The 22,659-nt window shown below is 41.1% G+C and carries 15 protein-coding genes; 9 read left to right on the forward strand and 6 right to left on the reverse strand.

The features are described from left to right. Positions 1 to 28: 28 nt before the first annotated feature. The 3 genes from HC179_RS14355 to galE all read right to left on the reverse strand — a co-directional run bounded on the left by HC179_RS14355 (position 29) and on the right by galE (position 4,860). Positions 29 to 2,824 carry a leucine-rich repeat domain-containing protein gene (locus HC179_RS14355; protein ID WP_168864916.1) on the reverse strand — a complete coding sequence of 932 codons (2,796 nt, stop codon included), beginning with the start codon at positions 2,822 to 2,824 and terminating at the stop codon, positions 29 to 31. A gap of 296 nt (positions 2,825 to 3,120) precedes the next feature. Beyond that, positions 3,121 to 3,654 carry a competence protein ComK gene (locus HC179_RS14360; protein WP_168864917.1) on the reverse strand — a complete coding sequence of 178 codons (534 nt, stop codon included), beginning with the start codon at positions 3,652 to 3,654 and terminating at the stop codon, positions 3,121 to 3,123. A 168-nt stretch (positions 3,655 to 3,822) separates the two neighbouring features. Continuing rightward, complete coding sequence (gene galE / locus HC179_RS14365; RefSeq protein ID WP_168864918.1) at positions 3,823 to 4,860, reverse strand: UDP-glucose 4-epimerase GalE; 1,038 nt, start codon at positions 4,858 to 4,860, stop codon at positions 3,823 to 3,825. Positions 4,861 to 5,078: 218 nt separating this feature from the next. Between galE and HC179_RS14370 the strand changes: the two genes are divergently transcribed. After that, positions 5,079 to 5,585 (forward strand): VanZ family protein, encoded by a 507-nt coding sequence (locus HC179_RS14370; RefSeq protein WP_168864919.1) that lies wholly within the window; start codon positions 5,079 to 5,081, stop codon positions 5,583 to 5,585. Between the two features lie 122 nt (positions 5,586 to 5,707). Here HC179_RS14370 and HC179_RS14375 read toward each other — a convergent pair whose 3' ends face one another. Next, complete coding sequence (locus HC179_RS14375) at positions 5,708 to 7,087, reverse strand: Glu/Leu/Phe/Val family dehydrogenase (protein WP_168864920.1); 1,380 nt, start codon at positions 7,085 to 7,087, stop codon at positions 5,708 to 5,710. A 182-nt stretch (positions 7,088 to 7,269) separates the two neighbouring features. Beyond that, the gene (locus tag HC179_RS14380; RefSeq protein ID WP_168864921.1) at positions 7,270 to 8,892 is read right to left on the reverse strand and encodes a diguanylate cyclase domain-containing protein; all 1,623 of its coding nucleotides are present in this window, start codon (positions 8,890 to 8,892) and stop codon (positions 7,270 to 7,272) included. A gap of 175 nt (positions 8,893 to 9,067) precedes the next feature. Here HC179_RS14380 and HC179_RS14385 point away from each other — a divergent pair, with 175 nt between their 5' ends. The 7 genes from HC179_RS14385 to HC179_RS14415 all read left to right on the forward strand — a co-directional run bounded on the left by HC179_RS14385 (position 9,068) and on the right by HC179_RS14415 (position 19,537). Further along, positions 9,068 to 12,010 (forward strand): EAL domain-containing protein, encoded by a 2,943-nt coding sequence (locus tag HC179_RS14385; protein ID WP_168864922.1) that lies wholly within the window; start codon positions 9,068 to 9,070, stop codon positions 12,008 to 12,010. A gap of 223 nt (positions 12,011 to 12,233) precedes the next feature. Further along, positions 12,234 to 13,145: a carbohydrate ABC transporter permease gene (locus HC179_RS14390; RefSeq protein WP_148987511.1), complete on the forward strand. Its 912-nt coding sequence runs from the start codon at positions 12,234 to 12,236 to the stop codon at positions 13,143 to 13,145. Then, positions 13,145 to 13,972, forward strand: a complete 828-nt coding sequence (locus tag HC179_RS14395; protein WP_168864923.1) for a carbohydrate ABC transporter permease — start codon at positions 13,145 to 13,147, stop codon at positions 13,970 to 13,972. The genes HC179_RS14390 and HC179_RS14395 overlap by 1 nt, the downstream gene beginning before the upstream one ends. 81 nt (positions 13,973 to 14,053) lie before the next feature. Then, positions 14,054 to 15,331, forward strand: coding sequence for an ABC transporter substrate-binding protein (locus tag HC179_RS14400; RefSeq protein ID WP_168864924.1), 1,278 nt, complete (start codon positions 14,054 to 14,056; stop codon positions 15,329 to 15,331). Positions 15,332 to 15,785: 454 nt separating this feature from the next. Next, complete coding sequence (locus HC179_RS14405) at positions 15,786 to 17,582, forward strand: sensor histidine kinase (RefSeq protein ID WP_168864925.1); 1,797 nt, start codon at positions 15,786 to 15,788, stop codon at positions 17,580 to 17,582. Then, complete coding sequence (locus HC179_RS14410; RefSeq protein WP_168864926.1) at positions 17,560 to 18,330, forward strand: response regulator transcription factor; 771 nt, start codon at positions 17,560 to 17,562, stop codon at positions 18,328 to 18,330. Before HC179_RS14405 ends, HC179_RS14410 begins: the two co-directional genes overlap by 23 nt. Positions 18,331 to 18,499: 169 nt before the next feature. Continuing rightward, on the forward strand, positions 18,500 to 19,537 hold the full coding sequence (locus HC179_RS14415; RefSeq protein WP_168864927.1) for a Gfo/Idh/MocA family protein: 1,038 nt from the start codon (positions 18,500 to 18,502) through the stop codon (positions 19,535 to 19,537). 155 nt (positions 19,538 to 19,692) lie between these two features. Here HC179_RS14415 and HC179_RS14420 read toward each other — a convergent pair whose 3' ends face one another. Next, positions 19,693 to 21,060, reverse strand: a complete 1,368-nt coding sequence (locus tag HC179_RS14420; RefSeq protein WP_168864928.1) for a general stress protein — start codon at positions 21,058 to 21,060, stop codon at positions 19,693 to 19,695. Between the two features lie 422 nt (positions 21,061 to 21,482). Here HC179_RS14420 and HC179_RS14425 point away from each other — a divergent pair, with 422 nt between their 5' ends. After that, positions 21,483 to 22,556: a bifunctional glycosyltransferase family 2/GtrA family protein gene (locus tag HC179_RS14425; RefSeq protein ID WP_168864929.1), complete on the forward strand. Its 1,074-nt coding sequence runs from the start codon at positions 21,483 to 21,485 to the stop codon at positions 22,554 to 22,556. Positions 22,557 to 22,659 lie beyond the last annotated feature (103 nt).

The raw sequence follows: 22,659 nt of genomic DNA on the forward strand, positions 1-22,659 counted from the left end.
CTCTGTCCGGCTTTTTGATAAATATTACTTAAGCTACCACTCGACGTCTTGCAATCCAAACCCCAGCAGCACCAACAACCAACATAACTAATCCAATTAAGATAAAGTTTAATGTGTTCGTTGCTGTTACAGGAAGCTTATTGCCTTTTTTCGTGTCGGAAGTTGGTTGTTTAACCGTAGGGTCTTTACCTTCTACCGGCTTTACCACTACTGGTGGTGTGTTCTCTTCTTCCTCATTCTCATCCACCGGCTCTTCTTCAGATGGTAGTGTGGATACCTCAACTTCATTGTAATCCATTTCCCACCCATCAACATCCACCGGGATAACTGCAATGGTATATAAAGTGTCTGACATCAAATCAGTGAAAAGGAAAGAGGTATCATTCGTGATATCAACAATCTCTCCATCTAAAAGCACTTGATAATGATCGACTTCGTCTGCCCACTCGTAAGTCCATTCGATTTCAATTGTACTGTCAGTAACATCTACTACGTCAATGGTAAGCGCAGATGTGCCGTAGAATTCTTCCTCAGTCAGATAAACGTTCACACCAAGCTCTCTAAGTTGCTCCACAATCGCGAGTTCAGGAGAGCCTTCCTCAAATGTTAACCCTTCAATACCGAAAAGTGTTACTTCCCACAGGTATTCAAGTTCCAAAAGAACGCTGATATCTGTGATGTTTGTGTAATGCAGGTACAATATTTCTAGATCTTGCAACCCGCTTAAGCCGGAAATATTAGAAATAGGGTTGTAAGAAAGGTCCAAATAACTAATATATAAATCTTTTAAAGCGCTGATATCTGTTATAAGATTGTCCGATAATGTTAGTGCATATAAAGATTCCATTCCTTTTAAAGGAGAAAGGTCTTTAATTTCATTAGCACTAACATCCAAATCAAGCAAGTTCACTGCATGTTCGATTCCATTCAGCTTTTTAATACCCATCCAAGAAGCATATAAGTATTCAAGTCGTTCCATATCAGACTGATAAATGTCACGATTAAGTTCTTGGAGGCCAAGTTGATAACGGATGGCTTCGTTTAAGGCACTATCAGGAATTTTAACAATATCACCCGTTGGTAGTGCCAGGGTCTGTGCCATATCAGAATTCTCATGAAGTAGAGTAGTGCCATCCTCATCATACATTTCTACTTTTATGATGTAATCTTTTAACGGTTCAAGCCCCAAAATGGTCATTTCATTCATATAAGTTTCTGCGTAGAATTCACCATTTACGTACACTTTATAAAGATATTCTTTCTCATAATCTTCTTCGTTTTCTGTGTAGTACCACCAACCAAGAGAGATGCTTTGTTCGGTTGTGCTGTAGAATTCCAACTCTAAAGGCTCAAAGTATCCTTCTTCTAAAACATCCACATATACACCAGCTTCAGCCCATACATTTAGTACATCCCAAGCTGATGATTCAGGAGAGAAGTCAACGTTAGTATCTGCTAAGGTGATAAATGTTAGATGAATTAAATTTGCCAATCCTGAAATGTCTGAGATCTTTGTATTGTGTAAAAGTAGACCTTCAAGATTTGTTAAACCAACCAACGCATCAATTTTCGTAATAGGGTTGTTCCCTAGTCCGAGAATATAAAGATTGGTTAAATTGCTTAATGGATTAATATCCGTAACGTTATTCTCTTCGATGTCCAACATGAAAAGCTTTGTCAATCCTGCAAGAGGAGATAGATCTTGAATGCTATTGTCGTAAAGGAATAAAATTTCCAAATTGACTGCTTTCTCCAAGCCTTTTAGACTTGTAATACCAAGGGAACTTGCATCAAGCATGGTCAAGTGTTGCATATCGCTTTCGCGGATTTCCCTGTCTAGGTTCATCTGTGTTTGAATGGCAAGTTTAAGGTTTGCATCCTCAAATTTCACCACGTCACCTGATGGGGCAGGAAGTGTGTTTATTTCCAACGTTTCTTCTAATAACAAATTATTGTTTTTATCTAATGCCTTCACCTTAACTTTGTACAGAGTGTCAGGTGTTAAATTTGTAAATTCGTAATCCGATAGTCTAGGACCGCCTGAAGTGATGAGAGTATCATTAAGATAGAGCTCATATTTGGCAATTCTTCCAATGCTCCTGTCAATGTATCCAAACCACATGACGGCAAAAGAATGTTCATTGACGAACATTTTTTCGAGATATAGGAAGGATTCCTCTTTTTCCCCTATTATGCTGTTCATTAAGAGGTTCTCTTTTTCTGTAGGAACAAAGTTCACTTCTGCTCCGTCTACCTCTTCTATAGTAGATTCAGAGTTTTCCTCTTCCTCAGTGGATGGAGTAGAATCTACGGAAGGGACGGATTCATCCTCACTTGAGACAGTCTCGTTTTCAACGGTCTCCGTATTACTTTCTTCTGTAACTGTTTCTTCCGTATTATCTGTTGAAACAGTTTCTTCTGCACTTTCTACCAAATCCACTACCACTTTATTGCTTTCTAAAGCTTGGCCATTCAAGTTCCATACGACACCATACTCGATAGCTGTTGGGTTATCTACCTTGTCTGTATATGTATAGACTTTAGTGAATTCTGTAGCCTGGTCCACTAGTTCTTCAGGGGCCACTTCAACTGCATCACCATTTTTCACTACTATAAAGCTTTGTTCGTCACTGCCTGATAAAGGATCCTCGCTAGTAGTCTCCCAAACTAAAACATTTCCATCCTCCGATGGCACTGCTTCCCTTAATAATACCTTTGACGTTCCATCTTCGGTTTCTTCCGAATAGGCATGTGCAGCAGGACTTACTAATGAAAGTAGTAAGGTAAATACAACCATTACATTTAGCCAAAAACTCCTTTTCAACTAAAACAATCCCCCATTTCAAAAATATAGAAATTTACCCAACAGAAAGATTATACTACCAAAGTTCGTTTTAGAGAATTACTTTTTTATGTAATTTTGTAGAAAAATATGGATAATTGTAAAAGGAGGAATAGTGGGTGAAGCGAAAGGGGGATAATACGCCGGATATTCACTGCATCTCCATGAGGAAGGAATGCAGATTGAGCATCCGGCTCTCCTGTATATTAGCAACAGATTGGTGTAACCTTACTCCACGATTAGGTTGCAGCAAGATCTTACTAATTCATGATGAAATCTTAGTCTTTTAACTTACGAGTTTTTGATGAGCGCTTTACTTTAGGGTTTAACGAAAAATTGAACTGTTTGTTTGAACAGAAACGAGTTAATACGACAGAGGCTTTTTTTACCTGTTCATAAATTGTGATGGCAGATACATTGAGAATTAAACGATCATGATTGTTAAACACCACCACACATCTCGTGGAGGAAATGGCTTCAACATGTGACAAATGGTGAAGAAATAGCCAGCAACATGCTTCCTGATCAGGAGAATGTGTTGGAATGGCAATAATCCCTTCAGCCTGGTCAATTAGAATAGGCGTCTTTTGAATATAATTGGTAAAATGAATGGTTGCAATCCGACGTCCATCATAAGTACTACTGTCATCTAAACAGCCGGTATGTAAAATATCCCTTGCGGTGTCATCAGTCATATAGTCCCCCTCGATATCCTTAATGTAGGTTTGATATTGAGGATGCCTATGTGCCTGCAATGCCATTGTCGAAAGACCAATCTGATATTGATAAATCACTTGAAGCTCTTTCCCCATCGGTTTCTAACTCCCTCCCATACAATTAAAATAAAGCGCTTACAAATCCTATTATATATAAAGTGGTAAAAAATACCTAGTACTTTTAAAAGAAAATTGTGATTTTTTGTAAAAAATTGTAGTTTCCACACAAAAAAGAACGGAGCAAAAATATCCGCTCCGGTTATCTCATATCTTCGTTATTTGCCCTGTCAAAGATTCCACTGCTACACCATTATTGATTTGCCATTTCCATGCATCTAAGCACATTTCTTCTAAATTCCTTTCAGCTTGCCACCCGAGAACCTTCCTAGCTTTAGATGCGTCTGCATAACAAACCGCTACATCCCCATCCCTCCTTGCTATGATCCTATAGGGAATAGGTTTGCCTGAGACCTTCTCAAAGACGCGAACAATCTCAAGGACACTATATCCATTACCAGTCCCAAGGTTAAATGCTTCTAAACCACTTGAAACTGACCCATACTCTAATGCTTTGACATGCCCCAATGCTAAATCAACCACATGAATATAATCACGTACACCTGTACCATCACTGGTGTTATAATCCCCTCCAAAAACATGTAATTCTGGAAGCTTTCCAATAGCCACCTGAGAAATATAAGGAAGGAGGTTATTCGGAATACCTTGTGGATCTTCTCCGATGCGACCACTTTCATGCGCACCAATCGGATTAAAATACCTTAAAAGTGAGATGCTTAAATTTTTGTTGGAATAACTAAAGTCCCTTAACATCTCTTCTATTATTAATTTTGTACGTCCGTAAGGGTTTGTTGCATTTAATGGAGAGAGTTCCGTAAGGGGGAGTTGTTCTGGCATCCCATAGACAGTTGCAGATGAACTAAAAACTAAATTATTCACACCATAATATTCCATGAGTTTACAGAGATTGATTGTACCTGCTACATTATTTTGATAGTAAAGGAGAGGGGGTTGGACGGATTCCCCGACAGCTTTAAGTCCTGCAAGATGTATAATAGCTTCTATATTATGAGAGTTAAATACTCGTTCCATATCTCTCATATTGAGTATATCTACCATATAAAATGAAAAATGTTTTCCAGTAAGTTCACGTACCCGGTCTAATGTTTCCTTTCTACTGTTTGCTAAATTGTCTACAACAATTATCTCATGTCCAGCATTAAGTAGTTCCACACATACGTGACTCCCGATATAGCCTGCTCCACCTGTAACTAAAATGGGCAAAATAAATCCCTCCCTTTCTTTATATCTAACATAATATTCTTTATAAAGAACAAAATACCTTTATTTTTGTGTGTTATTTTCTTAATAAAAAACAAAATAAGCTATTTTTAAGGGGGGCCGAAAAAACATAAGAGTTTTAGACTGGTAGAGCAATGATATGCATTGTGCTATACTATCTAATGTCTAGTAAATTTTAACAGCTTTGAGGGAGAAGTAGGATGCAGTTGCAGTTGCCAAAAAATATGATTGCCGTAATATCTTGGACACTTGTTGTCAGTTGGATGGCATTGATTTTCTTTTTATCTGCTCAGCACGCAGAGCAGTCAGCTGACTTGAGCGGAGGAATTACAGAGTTAGTAAATGAGGTAGTGGAACAGGTCGCACCTGAAGCAGAATTTCACATAGATGAGATTAGTTTCTTCGTTAGAAAGAACGCGCACTTTTTTGCTTATATGCTGCTTGCGGTTCTCACATTGAATGCAGTCAGAAGAAGTGGGGGACGGGGCTGGTTGAGTATGGGAGTGGCATTTGTCATAACGGTCCTTTATGCCATTTCTGACGAAGTCCATCAGTTATTTGTTCCCGGCAGAAGCGGACAGATGAGTGATGTGCTGTTGGATAGCATCGGTGCTTTGGTGGGAATTACCCTGTATTTGGTGATAAGCCACAGGGCCGACAGAAACCACAAGGTCAAAAACAAAAAAGATAAAACTAATAATACCTAAAACCAAAAGCCTAAAAGAGGAAGGGAAAACCCTAACTCTTTTAGGCCTTATTTTTTTGGGAGTTCTTTAGTGCTTTAATTGACTGAGGGTCAGACCCCTCTTTACGTCTTTATCACTACACCTCAATAAAGCTTCCCCTGCCTGTATAGGACGGTGGAGAGTTTCATGACGGAGTGGATGTAGCAGTTTTGTCTTAGTGGGTGAGGGTCGCCAAAGAAGGCCGGCAGTATGGTGTCCATGGTGTTTTTCATTTTTTCGAGCAGGAGTTTGTAGACCTGTTCTTCGGTATAGAATTGGGTTTCGCGCCCTTGCATCCACTCAAAATAGGACACGATGACCCCACCTGCATTTGCTAGGATATCCGGTATGATAATGACCCCTTTGTCACTTAAGTATTCGTCCGCTTCGCTTGTTACGGGAGCATTGGCGCCTTCGACAATAATCCGGGCTTTAATCTTTTCTTTATTTGCATCATGTATTTGATCTTCAAGTGCAGCTAAAATCAACGCGTCCACATCAAAATATAAGATGTCCCCGCGGTCGCGAATGGTGGCTTTGATTTGAGCATCCTCCAATTGATTCTCAGTAGTTGGCAGATCTCCGCCGTTGAGTGCGACGAACTTTACCAATGATGGGATATCAAGACCGTCCGAATTATATAAAGTGACATTCCGGTCGCTTACTGCTACCACTTTATTTTGCAGATGCTGACATTGATAAGCTTCCAATGCTGCAACAGATCCAACATTTCCAAATCCCTGAACCGCTATTTTCAGCGGGCTTCCGTCATACTCCAAAGCCGTCTTCGCAAAAACGTTTTCGTTGTTGGTCAGGAATTTACGCTGTTCTTTTAGGAAATCATGTAACAAGTAACGGAAGGAAAAGTAAACGCCTTTCCCTGTTGCCTCTCGGCGGCCAAGGGATCCACCATTTATCACACTTTTACCAGTAAAACTACCTTTATATGGCTGGCCTGGGCGAATGCTTTTGTACTCTGCCATCATCCAGTCCATTTCTCGTTCACCGGAACCCATGTCCGGGGCCGGAATATCCTTGTCTGGTCCTAAGATATCGCTAAAATATTGAACATATTTTTTGCAGATTAGATGGAGTTCCTTCACAGAAAAGGAACGGGGATCCAGTACGATGCCGCCCTTACCACCACCATAAGGCACGTCGTGTAAGGCGTTTTTCAATGTCATCAAAGAGGCAAGATTAATGACCTCTTCCTCGTTGACGGTTTCATGGAAGCGTATCCCGCCTTTATAAGGACCTAGAGCATTGTTGTGCTGTACGCGGAACGCGGGAATTCTAACAACGCTTCCATTTTCGAGCGCAATTCGCAGAAATGATTTATGTAGATGGTTTGGTGTAGAAAGGATCGCACCCAGGGAGGTAAAAGCCTGCTTCCTGGAATCTCCATCAAGCTCTGGCAAAAAAGCAGAATCCTCCAGTAACGCATCCAAAGACTCTTGTACAATCTTCCTCGTCTGACTAGCCATAACTACCACTCCTCATTATCAGTATATTCAAAAAGTATAACATACAACAAAAACAAGTACCCCCGAGAAGGCTTCACTCGGGGGCACAAGAAAATAGAGGGGAACGGGCAAATCTTTATTGCGTTAGTGCTTTAATAGAGTGCGGGTCAGACCCCTCTTTACTCCTTCATCTCTCCACCGTACTAAACCACGCTTATCCGGTAGTTGTTGCGGCCGGCGTTTTTGACGGCGTAGAGGGCTTGGTCGGCTTTGCGGAAGAGTTGTTTGACGGTTGTTCCATTGGTTGGGTAAGTGGAGATGCCAATGGAGGATGTGGCATGTATATGGTGACCGTGAATGGCATAGGGGTTCCCTAATGTTGTCAGAATCCGGTCAGCCACTTTGTTTACCTGTGTCATGTCCTCGATGCCGTGAAGTAAGATGACAAATTCATCTCCACCTAATCGTGCGACGATGTCGCCTTCTCTTATAGACATCATCAATCTTTTCGAGAACGCAATGAGCAGTTCATCCCCTATTTCGTGACCAAAAGTGTCGTTCACTTCCTTTAAATGATCACAATCTAAGAAGAACAACGCGAGCATGCTTTGGCTTCTTTCCGCATTTATCAACGATTCTTCTATCTTTTCTTCTAGTAACCTTCTGTTGGGAAGCTCTGTCAGGCTATCATGATAGGCTTGAAAAGTAAGCTGTTCCTGCAGTTTTTCCCTTTCTTTTTCGATGAACCGTTTTTCCGTAATATCTTGGGCAATGATATATGTACCCTTTACAACGCCTTTTACAATGATAGGAACATTGGTGACGGACAAAAATAGGTCACGACCCTTTGAATCAGGGAATAACAACTCATAGTTTGTAACCTCGCCACGCTTAGTCTTGTTCAGGTCTAAATCCGGAACAACCTTTTTGGCGTACTTCACAATATTAAACCCAATGATGACTTCGCTAGGATAACCTGTAATGGTCATACAGGCATCATTGATATTTTCAATAATCCCATCTTCATTTACCATACATACGGCATTTTTATGATAGGAAAATAATGATTTATAGGCGTCATGGCTTTCTTCCAATTTTTCCTCTAGTTCTTTTAGATGCTGGATGTTGCGATAGATCATGGAAATGGCAACGACTTTGTTTTCCTCATTCAGGATGGGAGAATAGCTGACAGAAGTATGAATGGACCTTCCTTCTTTTGTTAGCCGGACAGTTTCTTGGGAAGGAACCGATTGCCCTTTCATTATAAGAGCCAACGTTTCCAATGTTTGCGTTTTCAATTCTTTTGGTGTAATGGAGAATGATTCCCAAGATTGTCCGATCAGTTCTGAAGGACTCCAGCCAAATTGTTGGACAAATGCTCCATTAATTTTCAGAACGGCACCGTCCATGTCGATGACAAGCATGGCATCCACGGTGTTTGCTACCAACGATTCGAGAAAAATATAATCCTCCGCTTTCTTTTTCATGGCACTTATATCTTTGGTGATTGCCAGCACAAATTTTTTCCCATCTTCCTCTATATAAGTGAGGCTTGTTTCAGAAGCGGGAAGATGACTTTCAAATAAATTCAAATCTGAGTAGGTTACAGGCTGCTTTGACTGTATGCACTTTGTGTAATTTTCGTCCAGTAAGGTAAAAACGGAAGGAGGAAGAACATCTACCAATCTTCTGCCCACCATATCTATCCCAAGCTTCTGTTGCGCAGAAGGGTTTACACTTGTGTACCATAATTCGTTATCTTTCCACTCAACCAAGAAAACCATGTCGGCCATCTGATTAAAAAACAATGAAAATTGTTGTTTCATATTCATGATACTCCTACTTTTCTCAAAAGATTTATCTATCAGTTTGGTATATTTATTCTAACTAATTAAAAGATTCGCAAATAAGTATATTATACCAATTGTAAAAGTATTAGAAAAATATTAATATGTTTATATTAATTGTAATATAAAAGAAACATTTTACTAGGGGTAGAGAATGAAAACTTTTAACATACGGGGTAGAAAGACCGAGAGCACTGTTCAAGAGAGATTACAGTATCAAGAGCTTTTTACAGCAATTTTTGATAACCATCCACATACTGTCCTTTTATTAAATGCAGCTGGTGAAATAGAGATGAGAAATAAGCAGTCTACCAAACAATTTGGCTATAAACCAAAAGAAATTGCTGGGGATTTTTCAAAATTTATACCTATAGATTACCAAAATGATGTAAGGGCTAAATTTGCTGAGGCTTTGCAAGGCTTGCCCCTTCATTACGATACAAAAGTAATACATAAAAATAAGAGTATTGTTGATGTGAGCATTACAAGTGTTCCGGTTTTTGAGGTTGAAAAAGTAGTTGGCATTTATGTAGTAGTTAAAAATATTGAAAAAGAAAAACGTGCCGAATCGGAATTGAAAAATATGAAAACATCGATGAAGCTTGTTCAAGATTCAGCCAAAATAGGCAGTTGGCAATACGAATTAGCAACAGGGGAAATATCTTGGTCGAAGCAAGCTCTTGCAATCTATGGAGTACTAGAAACACACCAGTGCTGTTTTACGTTGGAATCATTGTTAAATATGATTCATCCCGAAGATATCGAAAAATTTAAAAAAGTTTTCGATAAAGCTCTAGAAACACTTTCAAGTACGGCCGTTGAATATCGTGTAGTAAAACACGATGAATCTATAATTTATGTTCATGTTCACTCTGATATCGTTGTGAACGAAAAAGGAGTGCCAACGCGTTTCATCGGAACAGTAATGGACGTCACTGAAACAAGGGAATTGCAAAGACAATTAGAAACAAAGGAACAAGAATCTAAAGCAATTTACGATAGCTTGGAACTTGGGATATGGTCCTATAGCTTTGAAGAAGAAGCGTATATATACTTTTCAAAAGGTGTAGAAAAAATTACTGGATACACTTTGGACGAACTTTATAGTGAAGACTTTGTATTAACAGACCTTATATTAGAAGATGATTTAGATTGGTTCCATCATAACCATATTTTAATAAAAAAAGGACAAGAAGTAGAACAAGAATATCGTATTGTTTTACCTAGCGGGAAGTATAGATGGATAAGGGACCATGTTATACCGGTCAAGAATGATAATGGAGAGGTTACAAAAATCCATGGTATTATCTCAGATGTTACTGAACATAAACTCTTGTTGGATAAAGTCAACCATCTAGCGAACCATGATTATTTAACAGAATTGCCAAACAGACGTAAGTTGAAAGAAACCATGCAAGAGTTGGTTGAAAACTATGAGGAAACCCGAAGAGAATTTGCTGTATTTTATATTGACTTAGACAGGTTTAAATACATCAATGACACACTCGGTCACCCAATCGGAGATGAACTTTTACGGGCTGTAGCTGAAAGGTTACTTCGATATAAAAGCCAAGGCCATTTCGTTTCACGAGTTGGAGGCGATGAATTTATTCTTTTATATCATGAAGAGAACCTACTTGCAAAGTTGAAGGATATTGCATCGGGACTTATGAGAAATATTAAAGCACCATACAATATAGGGGAATATGAACTATATCTTACAGCCTGTGTAGGAGTTAGTGTTTTTCCAATAGATGGGAAAACGGAAGAGGTACTTTTGAAAAATGCCGATATCGCCCTTTATCGTGCCAAAGAACTTGGGAAAAATTACTTCGAAATCTACACACCTAGTATTAGTGTAAAAACCTATCAGCAGTTTACCCTTGAGCGCGACATGCATAAGGCGATTAAGGAAGAGCAGTTCGAAATATATTTTCAACCAAAAGTGAATGCAACGTCCTATGAAATTGTTGGAGCGGAGGCGCTCATCCGCTGGGATCACCCTATTTGGGGGATGTTGTCGCCGGGAGAATTTATCCCACTTGCTGAAGAGTCCGGAATCATTAATGAAATAGGCGATTATGTGATGCATAAGGTGTTAAAGCAAATTAGTTGTTGGAAACGCGAAAGGGTACCGGTAGTTCCGATCTCCATTAACGTAGCTCCACAACGTTTCTTGCGGAAAAATTACTATAATATGGTCAAGCAAGCGATAGAAACCTATCAGGTCAGCCCTTCGTATCTGGAGCTGGAAATTACCGAGACAAGCTTTCTTCATAATACTGAGGTAGTACTAAAGATGGTACAGGAACTACGGAAGCTCGGGGTGAAAGTTGCCCTTGATGATTTTGGTACCGGTTACTCCTCGATGACCAGATTGACAGAGCTTGATATTGATGTGTTAAAAGTGGACAGGTCGTTTGTGAAAGACGTAGAGACAAATAGAAAAAATGCCGTAATCCTAGAGTCATTAATCATTATTGCAAAAGAGCTAAATATGGAGGTTGTGGTGGAGGGGGTAGAAACAGAAGGCCAATTGAAATTTATGCAGGAGAAAAACTGCGACATCATTCAAGGGTATATCTTTAGCAAGCCAGTCCCGGCATCGATGTTTACGGATATGTTGGAAGTGGGGACCTTGAAGCCACTTCGAATAGAGGGCCGGAAACCTTTCGTAGACCGCAGAAACTACTTCAGAATTGAATTGCCAAAACCTATCAAAGGGGAGTTGACAGTTAAACAAATTCAAGGAAAAGACGTGCAATTAGGTCAAACAGCTGTCGTCATCGGAAACATTGGACCTGGTGGCCTTCGTCTGCTCTCCCACATGCAGTTCCCCGTAAGGGATGATTTAATTCTAGCGATTGAATTTATGTTACTAGGGGAAGTGAAGAACGTTTCAGGAAAAATTGTGTGGAAAGAAGAATCCAAATGCAACTACCAATACGGATTATCGTTTCTGCTTAATGATGAAGAAAGAATGGACATTACCAAACTGCTAAATCATACAGCCATTCAGCTAAGAAGCAGCAACTTATTGGAAAAAAGTAACGTTATCCAAACAACACCAGAAAAATTCCTAGAAGAAATCAGATGAAAATTACAAGAAAGCCCTCTCCCAATGCAAGCGGAGAAGGGCTTTCTTTCCATCTCTCCTCCATCTATCAATCCAGTACCCCTATGTTGTCAATTGAGTGACCCTGAAATGGAATGGAAGCGTTTTATAATGTAGGAAAGCGTTTACAAATAGGCGGTGAGTAACGATGGAGACTAAAATTGAACCGAAAGTGGATCCTGTTGTGCCGAATAGTTCAGGCAGGATGAAGTTGCATGATGTGAAGGGCGATCCGAAAAGGAAAGCCAAGCTTAAGAGCATATTAACGTACACGGCTTTTGTCGGACCTGCACTTATTTTTTTCTTTGTCATCCAGATCATCCCGTTTCTGATGGGAATCTATTATTCTTTTACTTCCTGGAATGGTGTCAGTTCGGCGATTGAGTGGGTGGGACTTGAAAACTATAAGAGGATCTTCACCAACGACGAAGTGTTTTTTAACTCTTTTATGTTCACGACGAAGTTCATGTTCGCAGCGGTTATCATCAGTAATTTAATTGGTTTTGGCCTCGCGCTGTTATTAAATGCAGCATTGAAAACGAAAAATATCCTAAGAACCGTCTTTTTCATCCCGAACGTCATTGGAGGACTATTGCTCGGATTCATCTGGCAGTTCATTTTCGTGAGAGGATTTGCATCTGTTGGAGAACTTACGGGACTTTCCTTTTTCAAGCTTCCTTGGCTTGGAGATGAAACAACAGCATTTTGGGGAATCGTCATCGTATTCGCGTGGCAAATCAGCGGTTACATGATGATTATCTACATCGCAGCTCTTCAAGGGGTGGACAATTCTTTGCTGGAAGCGGCTAGAATTGATGGAGCTAACAACTTCACCCTTATCACCAAAATTATCATTCCATTAATTTTACCGGCCTTCACGATCTGTTTCTTCCTGACAATCGCGATGGCATTCAAAATATTCGACCTGAACCTAAGTTTAACAGGCGGTGGGCCATTCAACTCTACCCAGTCAGTGGCCATCAATATCTATCAAGAAGCGTTCCAGAATAACCGTTATGGGCTTGGAACGGCAAAAGCAATCATCTTCTTTGTAGTCGTGGCAATCTTTACGACATTCCAAGTAATGGCAACAAAGAAACGGGAGGTTGAGGCATAATGGATCAAAAGTATACGAAAAGAACCTTTGTGCTTGAGATCATAGGAATCCTTCTGGCAATCCTATTCCTCATTCCCTTTTACTTTGTCATCATAAATTCAGTGAAAAGCTTTAGTGAAATACTGATTGATGCGGCAGCATTGCCAACAGAAATCCTATTTAGCAACTACGCAAAAGTTTGGGAAATCATCCAATTCCCGCGTGCTTTCTGGAACTCACTCATTATCACAGTTCTCAGTAACATCGGAATTGTTGTAATAAGTTCCATGGCTGCATGGAAAATGGTCCGCACTCCCGGAAAGTTTAGTAAAATATTATTTATCATCATCGTTTCTGCGATGGTCATTCCGTTCCAAACGGTCATGATTCCATTGATGAAACTGGGTGGTGCTTTAAACCTTATCAATAGCATCCCAGGAATCGTCGTCATGTACTTCGGTTTCGGCGTACCGCTTTCTCTTTTCCTTTACCACGGATTTGTGAAAACAGTGCCGGTGGAAATTGAGGAAGCAGCGCGAATTGATGGTTGCAGTCAGTTTGGGGTATTTTGGAGAATTGTATTCCCACTCCTCAAACCAATTACGGTCACAGTGGTTATCCTGAACACACTTTGGATTTGGAACGATTACCTATTGCCACTACTTGTTCTGCAAACTGCAGAGCTTAGAACCATTCCGCTTGCAACAAGCTCGTTCTTCGCGCAGTACACGAAGCAATGGGATATGGGGCTTGCAGCTTTAATGCTGGGGATCGCGCCGATCATCATTTTCTTCCTATTTTTACAAAGGCACATCATCAAGGGGATTGCCGCAGGTTCTGTTAAGTAGACTTAGCATGGGCCGCAACCTTACTGTGGCCTCTGTCAAGTTACTATAAAATTTTTCATTTAAAACAAGGGGGGCAATACAATGAAACGCTTAGTACTTCTTTTATTATCGTTGTCGTTAGTGGTTGGAATATTTGCTGGCTGTTCTAGCGATAATTCTTCAGGCAAGAGTGACAACAACTCCGGGGATGGAGATCAAGTTACACTGAATCTTTTCCAGTTTAAAGTAGAAATCGCTGACCAGTTAGCGGAAATGATTAAAGAATTTGAAGCAGAACATCCAAACATCAAAGTAAAATTAGAAACAGTTGGTGGAGGAGCAGATTACGGTGCAGCTTTAAAAGCAAAATTCGCATCTGGTGAACAGCCTGACATCTTCAACAACGGTGGATTCAAAGAGCTTGAGCTTTGGAAAGAGCACTTAGCAGACTTATCTGAAGAGCCATGGGCAGAGCACGTTCTACCAATCGGTAAAGTACCAATGACAGATCCTGCAGACGGTAAGCTTTACGGAATGCCTGTAAACCTTGAAGGGTACGGATTCATCTACAACAAAGACTTGTTTGAGGAAGCTGGTATCACAGAACCTCCTACTAATATTACAGAATTGAAAGCTGCTGCTGAAAAATTAGAAGCGGCAGGCATCACACCTTTCTCTGCTGGTTATGCAGAATGGTGGGTAATCGGGCAACATTTACTGAACATTCCATTTGCACAACAAGACGATCCAGAAGCATTCATCGCTGGTCTTTATGACGGATCTGAGAAAATTGTCGGCAACAAGCATTTTGAAGACTTCAAAGAAGTTCTTGACGCTGAAATCAACTTTGGTAACGACAATCCATTAACAACAGACTACAACACACAGGTTACGCAATTTGCGAGCGGCCAAACTGCAATGCTTCAGCAAGGTAACTGGACGGAAAACATGATCTATGAAGTAGATCCAGACATGAACATGGGCTTCCTTCCGATTCCAATCAATGATGATGCGAGTGCAGACAGCCTTCCTGTTGGGGTTCCAAACAACTGGGCTATCAACAAAAACTCTGAAAATATCGAAGAGGCAAAAACATTCTTAAACTGGATGGTATCCTCTGAAACTGGTAAACGCTACATCACAGAAGAGTTCGCCTTCATCCCAGCATTCGATAACATCGAGCCAGCTGGACTTGGTGACCTTGGTCAATCTATCCTTGAGTACTCTACTGCGGAAAAAACGGTTCCTTGGACTTGGTTCATGTGGCCGGATGGAGCAAACAAAGAGTTCGCAGCAACAATCCAAGAATACGCTGCTGGAAGAATCGACTATGACACAGTTCTTGAGCGCTTCCAAACTACATGGGATAACCTAAAATAATCACTATTTTCGAAAAGCATGTCTCATAGCAGGCATGCTTTTCTGGTATAATTAAAAGAAAGATTTAGTATGAAAAAGTAGTTTAGTAGTTACTCTGAACTGTTGATCTCCGTTCCAGGCGCTTCGCTTTTCTGCGGGCGGTCCGGGAGCCTCCTCGGCAAGCCTGCGGGGTCTCCCTTGTCCCTTCCTCCCGCGGAAGTCTGCGCGCCTTACACTGCGTCAACGTGGTTTTTGAATTAATATAGAAATTAATACCTTTTATTACCACGGTTTTCCCTTGTTGACTGAAGTGCAAGGTGTGAGACTCCAGCGGGGGAGTAACGGTAGATTGAGACCCCGCAGGCGAAGCCGAGGAGGCTCAAGCACCGTCCCGCGGAAAGCGAACACCTGGAACGAAAGGAAGCAAGGAGTTAAGTGTGAAAATAAATGTAAGCGCTTCGGAGGTGGTGGATCCATGTTTAAAAAAAGCATACGCAACAAACTGATCGCACTCCTTTTAATTATCACGATCCTCCCATTCGGAACGTCGATCATCATTACATACTACCAAACAAAAGAAGCATTCAAAGACCTTGTCGTCCAAGAAAACAGCAACCTTCTCTACCAAGGGAAAATAAACCTCGAAAACTATCTGGAGGAGCTCAACAATCTCACCCTATCACTCTACAACAATCCTGATTTCATCAACTACATGCGGACACCTGACAAAGAAGATAACTATTTGACGATAGGAATTGTGAGAAACGTACTGCAGACAATTCTATATGCGGAAGAAAACATCACGAGGGTGCAGATCTCTTTTGCAGAGGAAAATAGGGGAATCACCGCCTCCAAACGGTCCACCGTCGTTTTCTCTGACCGCATCTCCAATGCCTACGAAGACGCATATAAACGGGCTCAACTTAGTCCTTACAACTATAATATTGACACCACGCAGCTACAAGAGGGCCGAAATGTCCTGTATGTTCACCGTGCCTTGACGAATGTACCCTCTGATAAGGTGCTTGCTTATATTACCCTTGAAGTGGGCACGGAAAAAATACTGGAGTTAAGTGAGAACCTTTACAACAAGGAAAAGGAAGAATTATTCATCCTCTCTGCAACAGGAGAGTTGATTTATAGCTCCAATCCAATGGTCGCCTCCAAAAAGGAAGAGCAACGATGGATTCCAGAGATTATGAAATCAGAATCAACGCAGGGAACGATGGAGTGGGACAACGGGCAATTTCAAGGCGTCATGATGTATGACCAGACGGAGCTCGCGGTAGGTGGATGGATCTTGGTGAAGCGGGTCCCATACACCACCCTTTACGATAATGCCTTTGTTGTCACGAAAATTAATATCCTCTTTGGTGTCATTGGGTTGTGCTTGGTCATTTTAGCCTCGCTTATTGTTTCTTTTAAAATTACGTCTCCTATCAGGGTATTGCTCCAAAATATCCAGCAAGTAAAAGAGGGGAACATGAATGTGCAATTTCCATCACTCGGAAATGATGAGATTGGTATATTAGGATATCGTTTTAAGCAGATGATGGAACGAATTAATCTCTTAATTAACAGGGAATACAAGCTGGAGATTGAAAATAAAACAAATCAATTAAAGGTGCTTCAATCGCAGCTGAATCCGCACTTTTTATATAATGCCTTGCAATCAATTGGAACACTTGCCTTGAAGAATAATGTGCCCCAGATCTATACCCTGTTGACCCACCTCTCGAAAATCATGAGATATGGGATGAATATGGAGGAGGATATGGTACCGTTAAAAAAAGAAATCAATTATTTAAAGGCATTTCTTCTGCTTCAAAAGGAGCGTTTCGGGGAGCATTTTGAATATGAGATGGAAATAGAAGAGGAAGCGCTGGACATAGAGGTCCCAAAAATGATACTCCAACCTATTATCGAGAACTATTTTAAGCATGGATTCGATATTCGAGAAGGGGTTGGAAAGATTGACATTCATGGGAAGATAACAGATGAGTATCTTCATCTCGCCATTTGGGATAACGGTGCCGGTGTGAGTGACAGCAGATTGACAGAAATTTACCGCTTGTTGACAGAAGGGAAACCAGCTTCTGACGGAGAAGAAACTAATATAGGATTGAAAAATATTCATACACGCTTGCAGCTTTACTACAATAACTTAGCATCGCTTCATTTAGAAAATCATCATGATGGTGGTTTTATGGTGACATTGAAGCTTCCGCTAGAAGTTGGGGGTGAAAACAATGAAAGCAATTATCGTGGATGATGAAAAGCATGTGCGGGATGGACTGCAGCTGTTGGGAAATTGGAAGGAAAACGGGATTGATACTATCTATGAAGCAGAGGATGGGGACGAGGCGATCATGCTCATCAAGCAGCATCGCCCCGAAATTATCTTTACCGACATGGCCATGCCGAAAAAGGATGGAATCAGCCTGCTGAAATGGATTGCAGAATCGGATATACCGAGCGTGACCATTGTAGTTAGCGGGTATGATGATTACACATTCATGCGAAATGCCATTTATTATAAAAGTTTTGACTATATTTTAAAGCCGATTGACCCAGACCTGTTAAATGAAACGTTAGAACGGGCCGTGAAAAAGTGGAAAGAAGATGCTTTGGCGAAAAGGACTATGGGTTCTGCGAGCGATGTGGAAACGATTCCTGTACGTTCCTTTGAAGCTGCTTCCGTTTCAAGTATGGATAAGATTGAGGAATACCTTCGGGCCAACTATCAACAGGATATCACCCTTCAGGAAATTGCCGATCGTTTTTACTTGAGCCGTGAGCATATTTCCCGAAAGTTCAAGCAAGAATATCATGAAACCATTACGGATTATGTTACGCGGATCAGAATGGAGAAGGCGAAGGAATTGCTCTCAAATCCGCATTTGAAAATTTATGAGATTGCGTATCATATTGGTTATCAGAATGAGAAGTATTTTAGCAAGGTGTATAAGAAGTTTTTTGGTATGACGCCAAATGAGTATAGAGGTAGTTTAGTGAAATAGGTACCACCGCTGTTGCTTTCCGCAATGGGCTTCGCTTTCCTGCAGGGGGTCCGGGAGCCTCCTTGGCAAGCCTGCGGGAGTCTTCGTCCTGTGCTCCAAGCAACAGCAGAGTATCCTAATGCATTACTATTTTTGAAGAATACATATAAATGATAAATGAGGTGTAGGTATGAGTAAGTTACGTATGGGAATTATTGGGGTTGGGGGTATTGCGCAGAACCGCCATATCCCGACATTTTTGAAAATGGAAGAGAAAGTGGCGATTACGGCAATCAGTGATGTGAATGAAGAGACGGCAAAAATGGTAGGGCAGAAGTTCGGAATCAGCAATGTGTATGCCCACTATGCGGATATGTTTGAACATGTGGATGCAGTGACTATTTGTACACCAAACAAGTTTCATGCTGAAATTACGATTGCGGCTTTAGAAGCAGGTCTGCATGTGTTCTGTGAAAAACCAATGGCGATGCGCCCGGATGAATGTGAAGCAATGGTTGCTGCGGCTGATAAATCAGGAAAGCAGCTTGCGATTGCATATCATTACCGTTTTATGAAAGAATCGGTGGCAGCGAAACGTTTGGTGGATGCTGATGAAATTGGTAGACCTATTGTTGCAAGGGCTCGCGGTATGCGTCGCCGAAAAGTGCCTGGATGGGGTGTGTTTACAAACAAGGAATTACAGGGTGGAGGTAGCTTGATTGATTATGGTTGCCACTTGTTGGATTTATCTTTGTGGTTGCTTGGAAACCCGAAGCCTGTGGAAGTGATGGGATCTGCCTATAATGAGTTGAGTAAAATCCCAGGGCAGGTGAATCAATGGGGCAGCTTTGATCATGAAACGTTTGAAGTGGACGATCACGTGACAGCTTATATAAAATTTGAAGGGGGAGCTTCCTTGCTGTTTGAAACCTCTTGGTCTGCCAATGTAAAAGGGGACGAAGAGAGTGTAAGTATATCCGGAATTAGTGGAGGGGTGGACCTGTTTCCATTCCACGTTAACCAGATGAAGCACGGCATGCTCTTGAATACAGAAGCCGACTGGGTGCCAGGCGAAGACGACCCAAGTCTCCCGCAAGCCGAAAACTTTGTAAACAGCTGCCTCGGACTAGAAGAACTAATCGTCAAACCACAACAAGCCATGCAAGTCTCCCTCATCATCGACGCCATCTACCGCAGCAGCGAGACCGGCAAAAGTGTGAGTTTATAATTGGTGAATAAGGGGTTTCGACGTCGAAGAGGAAAATCCTTTGAGGGTCTGACCCCTTTTTTTTGACCCCTTTTTTGACCCCTTTTTCAAAAAAAGCAGTCCAGGAATTCTACCGAATTCCTGGACTGCTTTTGCATGTTATTTTTCTATTCTTATTATCTTCTAAAAAGATCGTTGTCTCGGTCGTCGTTGAAAAGGTTGTTGCGTTTTTGGGTCATTCTTTCTTTTTTGCGGTCAGAGAATGGGCCTGCTGAGCTGTCTTCTTCAAATAGTGAGCCTTCGTTTCCTTCATTGGTGCGTACATCTCCCTCTTGCATGTACGTTTCCTCGTCTATGTGGATGGACGTCTCCTCTTCTGGAGTATAAATGTCACCAGGTTGTTCTATTTCATGGCGTGTAGGCTTAAAGCTATCCATCAATGGATCGTCCTTCTCGATTTCCTTTAATGTATCTTCAAAGAGAATAGGGTCTTTATCCCCTGTCTCTGTTAAATGCTCATCACGACTAACTGCAGTCTTATAATCTACAGGCCTTGTGGAATCGTCACGTTTGTCCCTGGACCTAAAAAGAGGCTTTTCGTCCTGACTGCGGCTCATATCCCCGGCTGTTTCCTCCAACTCGGCACCCAGTGGGCCATCTGAAACAACGCGCTGGTCATAGACATCTTCCTCATATGGCCTTTCCATCGGGAATGGTTGTCCATGTTCATATAGTAGCGCTTTGTCCACCTCTTCCTCTGAACTATTTTCGGCATAGCGTTTTCCGTTATTTATTTTCTTATGCTGCATTCCATCTAAGTTTTTCTCTAAATCTAAGTCAGGACTTTCCCTGCGTTCCACTGTGGTTACTTCATTCGTCACACTTGCCTGGTTTTGAAGAGCAGTGACCTCTTCACGAGCGTAATCTTTCTCGATTTCAGCAGGATCCCCGCTCATGAGTTGCTCATCAAGTGGGATGTTTCCATCTATATTCGTATCAGGCATAGGTCGATTAATGGAGGTGCTTGATTCTGCCATTCTCTTATCCTCTGAAACTACAGGTTCCTCTGCTTTTAACGGTTCTGTATCATCGTCGAAATGCAAAACAGACTCCTCTGTCGCATATCTATCCATTCGGCTCTCTGTTAAAGCTTCTTGTTGCAATTTCTTACTGGAAATCGGTTCTGCAAGAACAAGCACCTTCCCAACTTTTACATCAAACTCATAACGGTAGGCTTCCTCTTTTGCAATGCCCATCTCCATCAATGTGACTGCAACGCTTTTATTTTCAGGTGTGAAAAGGCTCTTTGGTGTTACGATGGAGCTGCTTGGATTGATACTTGAATACTCATTAAGTTGAGCTTCTCCTTCATCGTGAGTAAGAGAGAATGCACCGTCACCAAATTGTTCTAGAATTCCACGGTTATCACGAATAATCCAAATTTCCTCTGGTTGATAGCCCTCCGACTGTAGCCAATCAATCTTAGCAAGTGCCTCCTCTTCCAGTAAATAAGAACCAATAACCTCTTTACGTTGCTCGATCATGCAACTTCCTCCTTAGAGTGCTGTAATAAGATTCCTATACCCAGAAGAGTAAAAATGGTAAACCAACCTAGAATATAATTCAAAAAGTGCAACATTTTATGTTAGAGAAACGTCCAAATAGGGAAAATAATTACAAATGACTTACTACTTAAGGCATATAGAACATATACTAGTTTCTAAAAAGCAATCTACATATATTTTAAAAGTAGGCTCTGTTAAACACCGCTGTTGATTTCCGCACTAGCCTTCGCTTTCCTAGGGGCGTTTTGGGAGCCTCCTCGGAAAAACGCCTGCGGGGTCTCCCCTAAACGCTATCTCCCTAAGGAGTCTTCGCCTATTGCTCCAATCAACAGCTAGGTTGCTGCAAAAATCAACAGTATGCTTTAACAGAGCCTAAAAGTAAAAGGAACTGGAGGTATAGTATGACAAGTCCAAACGGAGTTACCGTCCTGATTCCAGCCTATAATCCAGATGAACAACTGATCAATCTTATCCGTGACATTGTAAATGAAGGCTTCAAGCAAATTCTGGTGGTTAATGATGGGAGCAAACCTGAATGTGAGTCTATCTTCAAAAAAATAAAAGAATGGAAAGAATGCACCTTACTGGAGCATCAAGAGAACAAAGGGAAAGGGCAGGCGTTAAAGACTGCTTTTGCACACTTCTTAAACACTAGTCCCGAATCTGTGGGCCTTGTGACATTGGATGCAGATGGCCAGCATGCGGTGGAGGATATGAAAAAAGTGGCCATCAGACTTTGCGAGCGGCCAGAGAGTCTAGTGCTCGGAGTTCGAAATTTCTCAACAAATGATATTCCTTTAAGAAGTAAATTCGGAAATGTCTTGACGAAAAATATTGCCCGATTTGCATGTGGTATGCAAATCTCTGATACCCAAACTGGTCTCAGGGGAATACCGGTTAACTTTATCCAAAAATTAATTCATGTTGCTGGCCAACGCTATGAATTTGAGATGAACATGTTAATGGAATGCAAACCGAATAATATTAATATAGAAGAAGTGAAGATCCAAACCATCTATTTAGAAGACAATAAATCATCCCACTTCCAGCCCATAAGGGATTCCATTAAAATCTACGCCACATTTCTAAAATTCGCCCTATCTTCCGTACTTTCATTTGGCTTGGATATTCTATTGTTCGCACTATTTGTTATGACGCTAAACGGTGTTTTCGTAGAATCCTACATCATTTTAGCAACCGTTCTATCGAGGATTTTGTCTGCCTTGTTCAATTTTACTGTAAACAGGAAGGTAGTGTTCAAGTCTTCCAGCTCCTATGCTATAGTAAAATATTTTTCCCTCAGCATCGCTCAAATGTTGGCTTCCGCAGGCGGGGTGTATCTCATCTATGAACTGGTAGGCTTTGGAGAGGTTGGCATTAAAATTGTAGTCGATGGACTGCTCTTTTTAGCAAGTTATGTGATTCAACGAGAATGGGTTTTTAAGAAGAATTACCAAATACGTGCTGGACAATAACGAGACACAAAAAAGACCTATATCCTAGGTCTTTTTTGTTTTACAGAAATAGCTTTTTCAAAAGTTAATCCGAAACGAAGCGGCTATACCCCTTGGGAATCCT

Origin of the sequence: Bacillus sp. RO1, from assembly GCF_012524115.1 — a bacterium.
Taxonomy (GTDB): Bacteria; Bacillota; Bacilli; order Bacillales; family Bacillaceae_I; genus Sutcliffiella_A.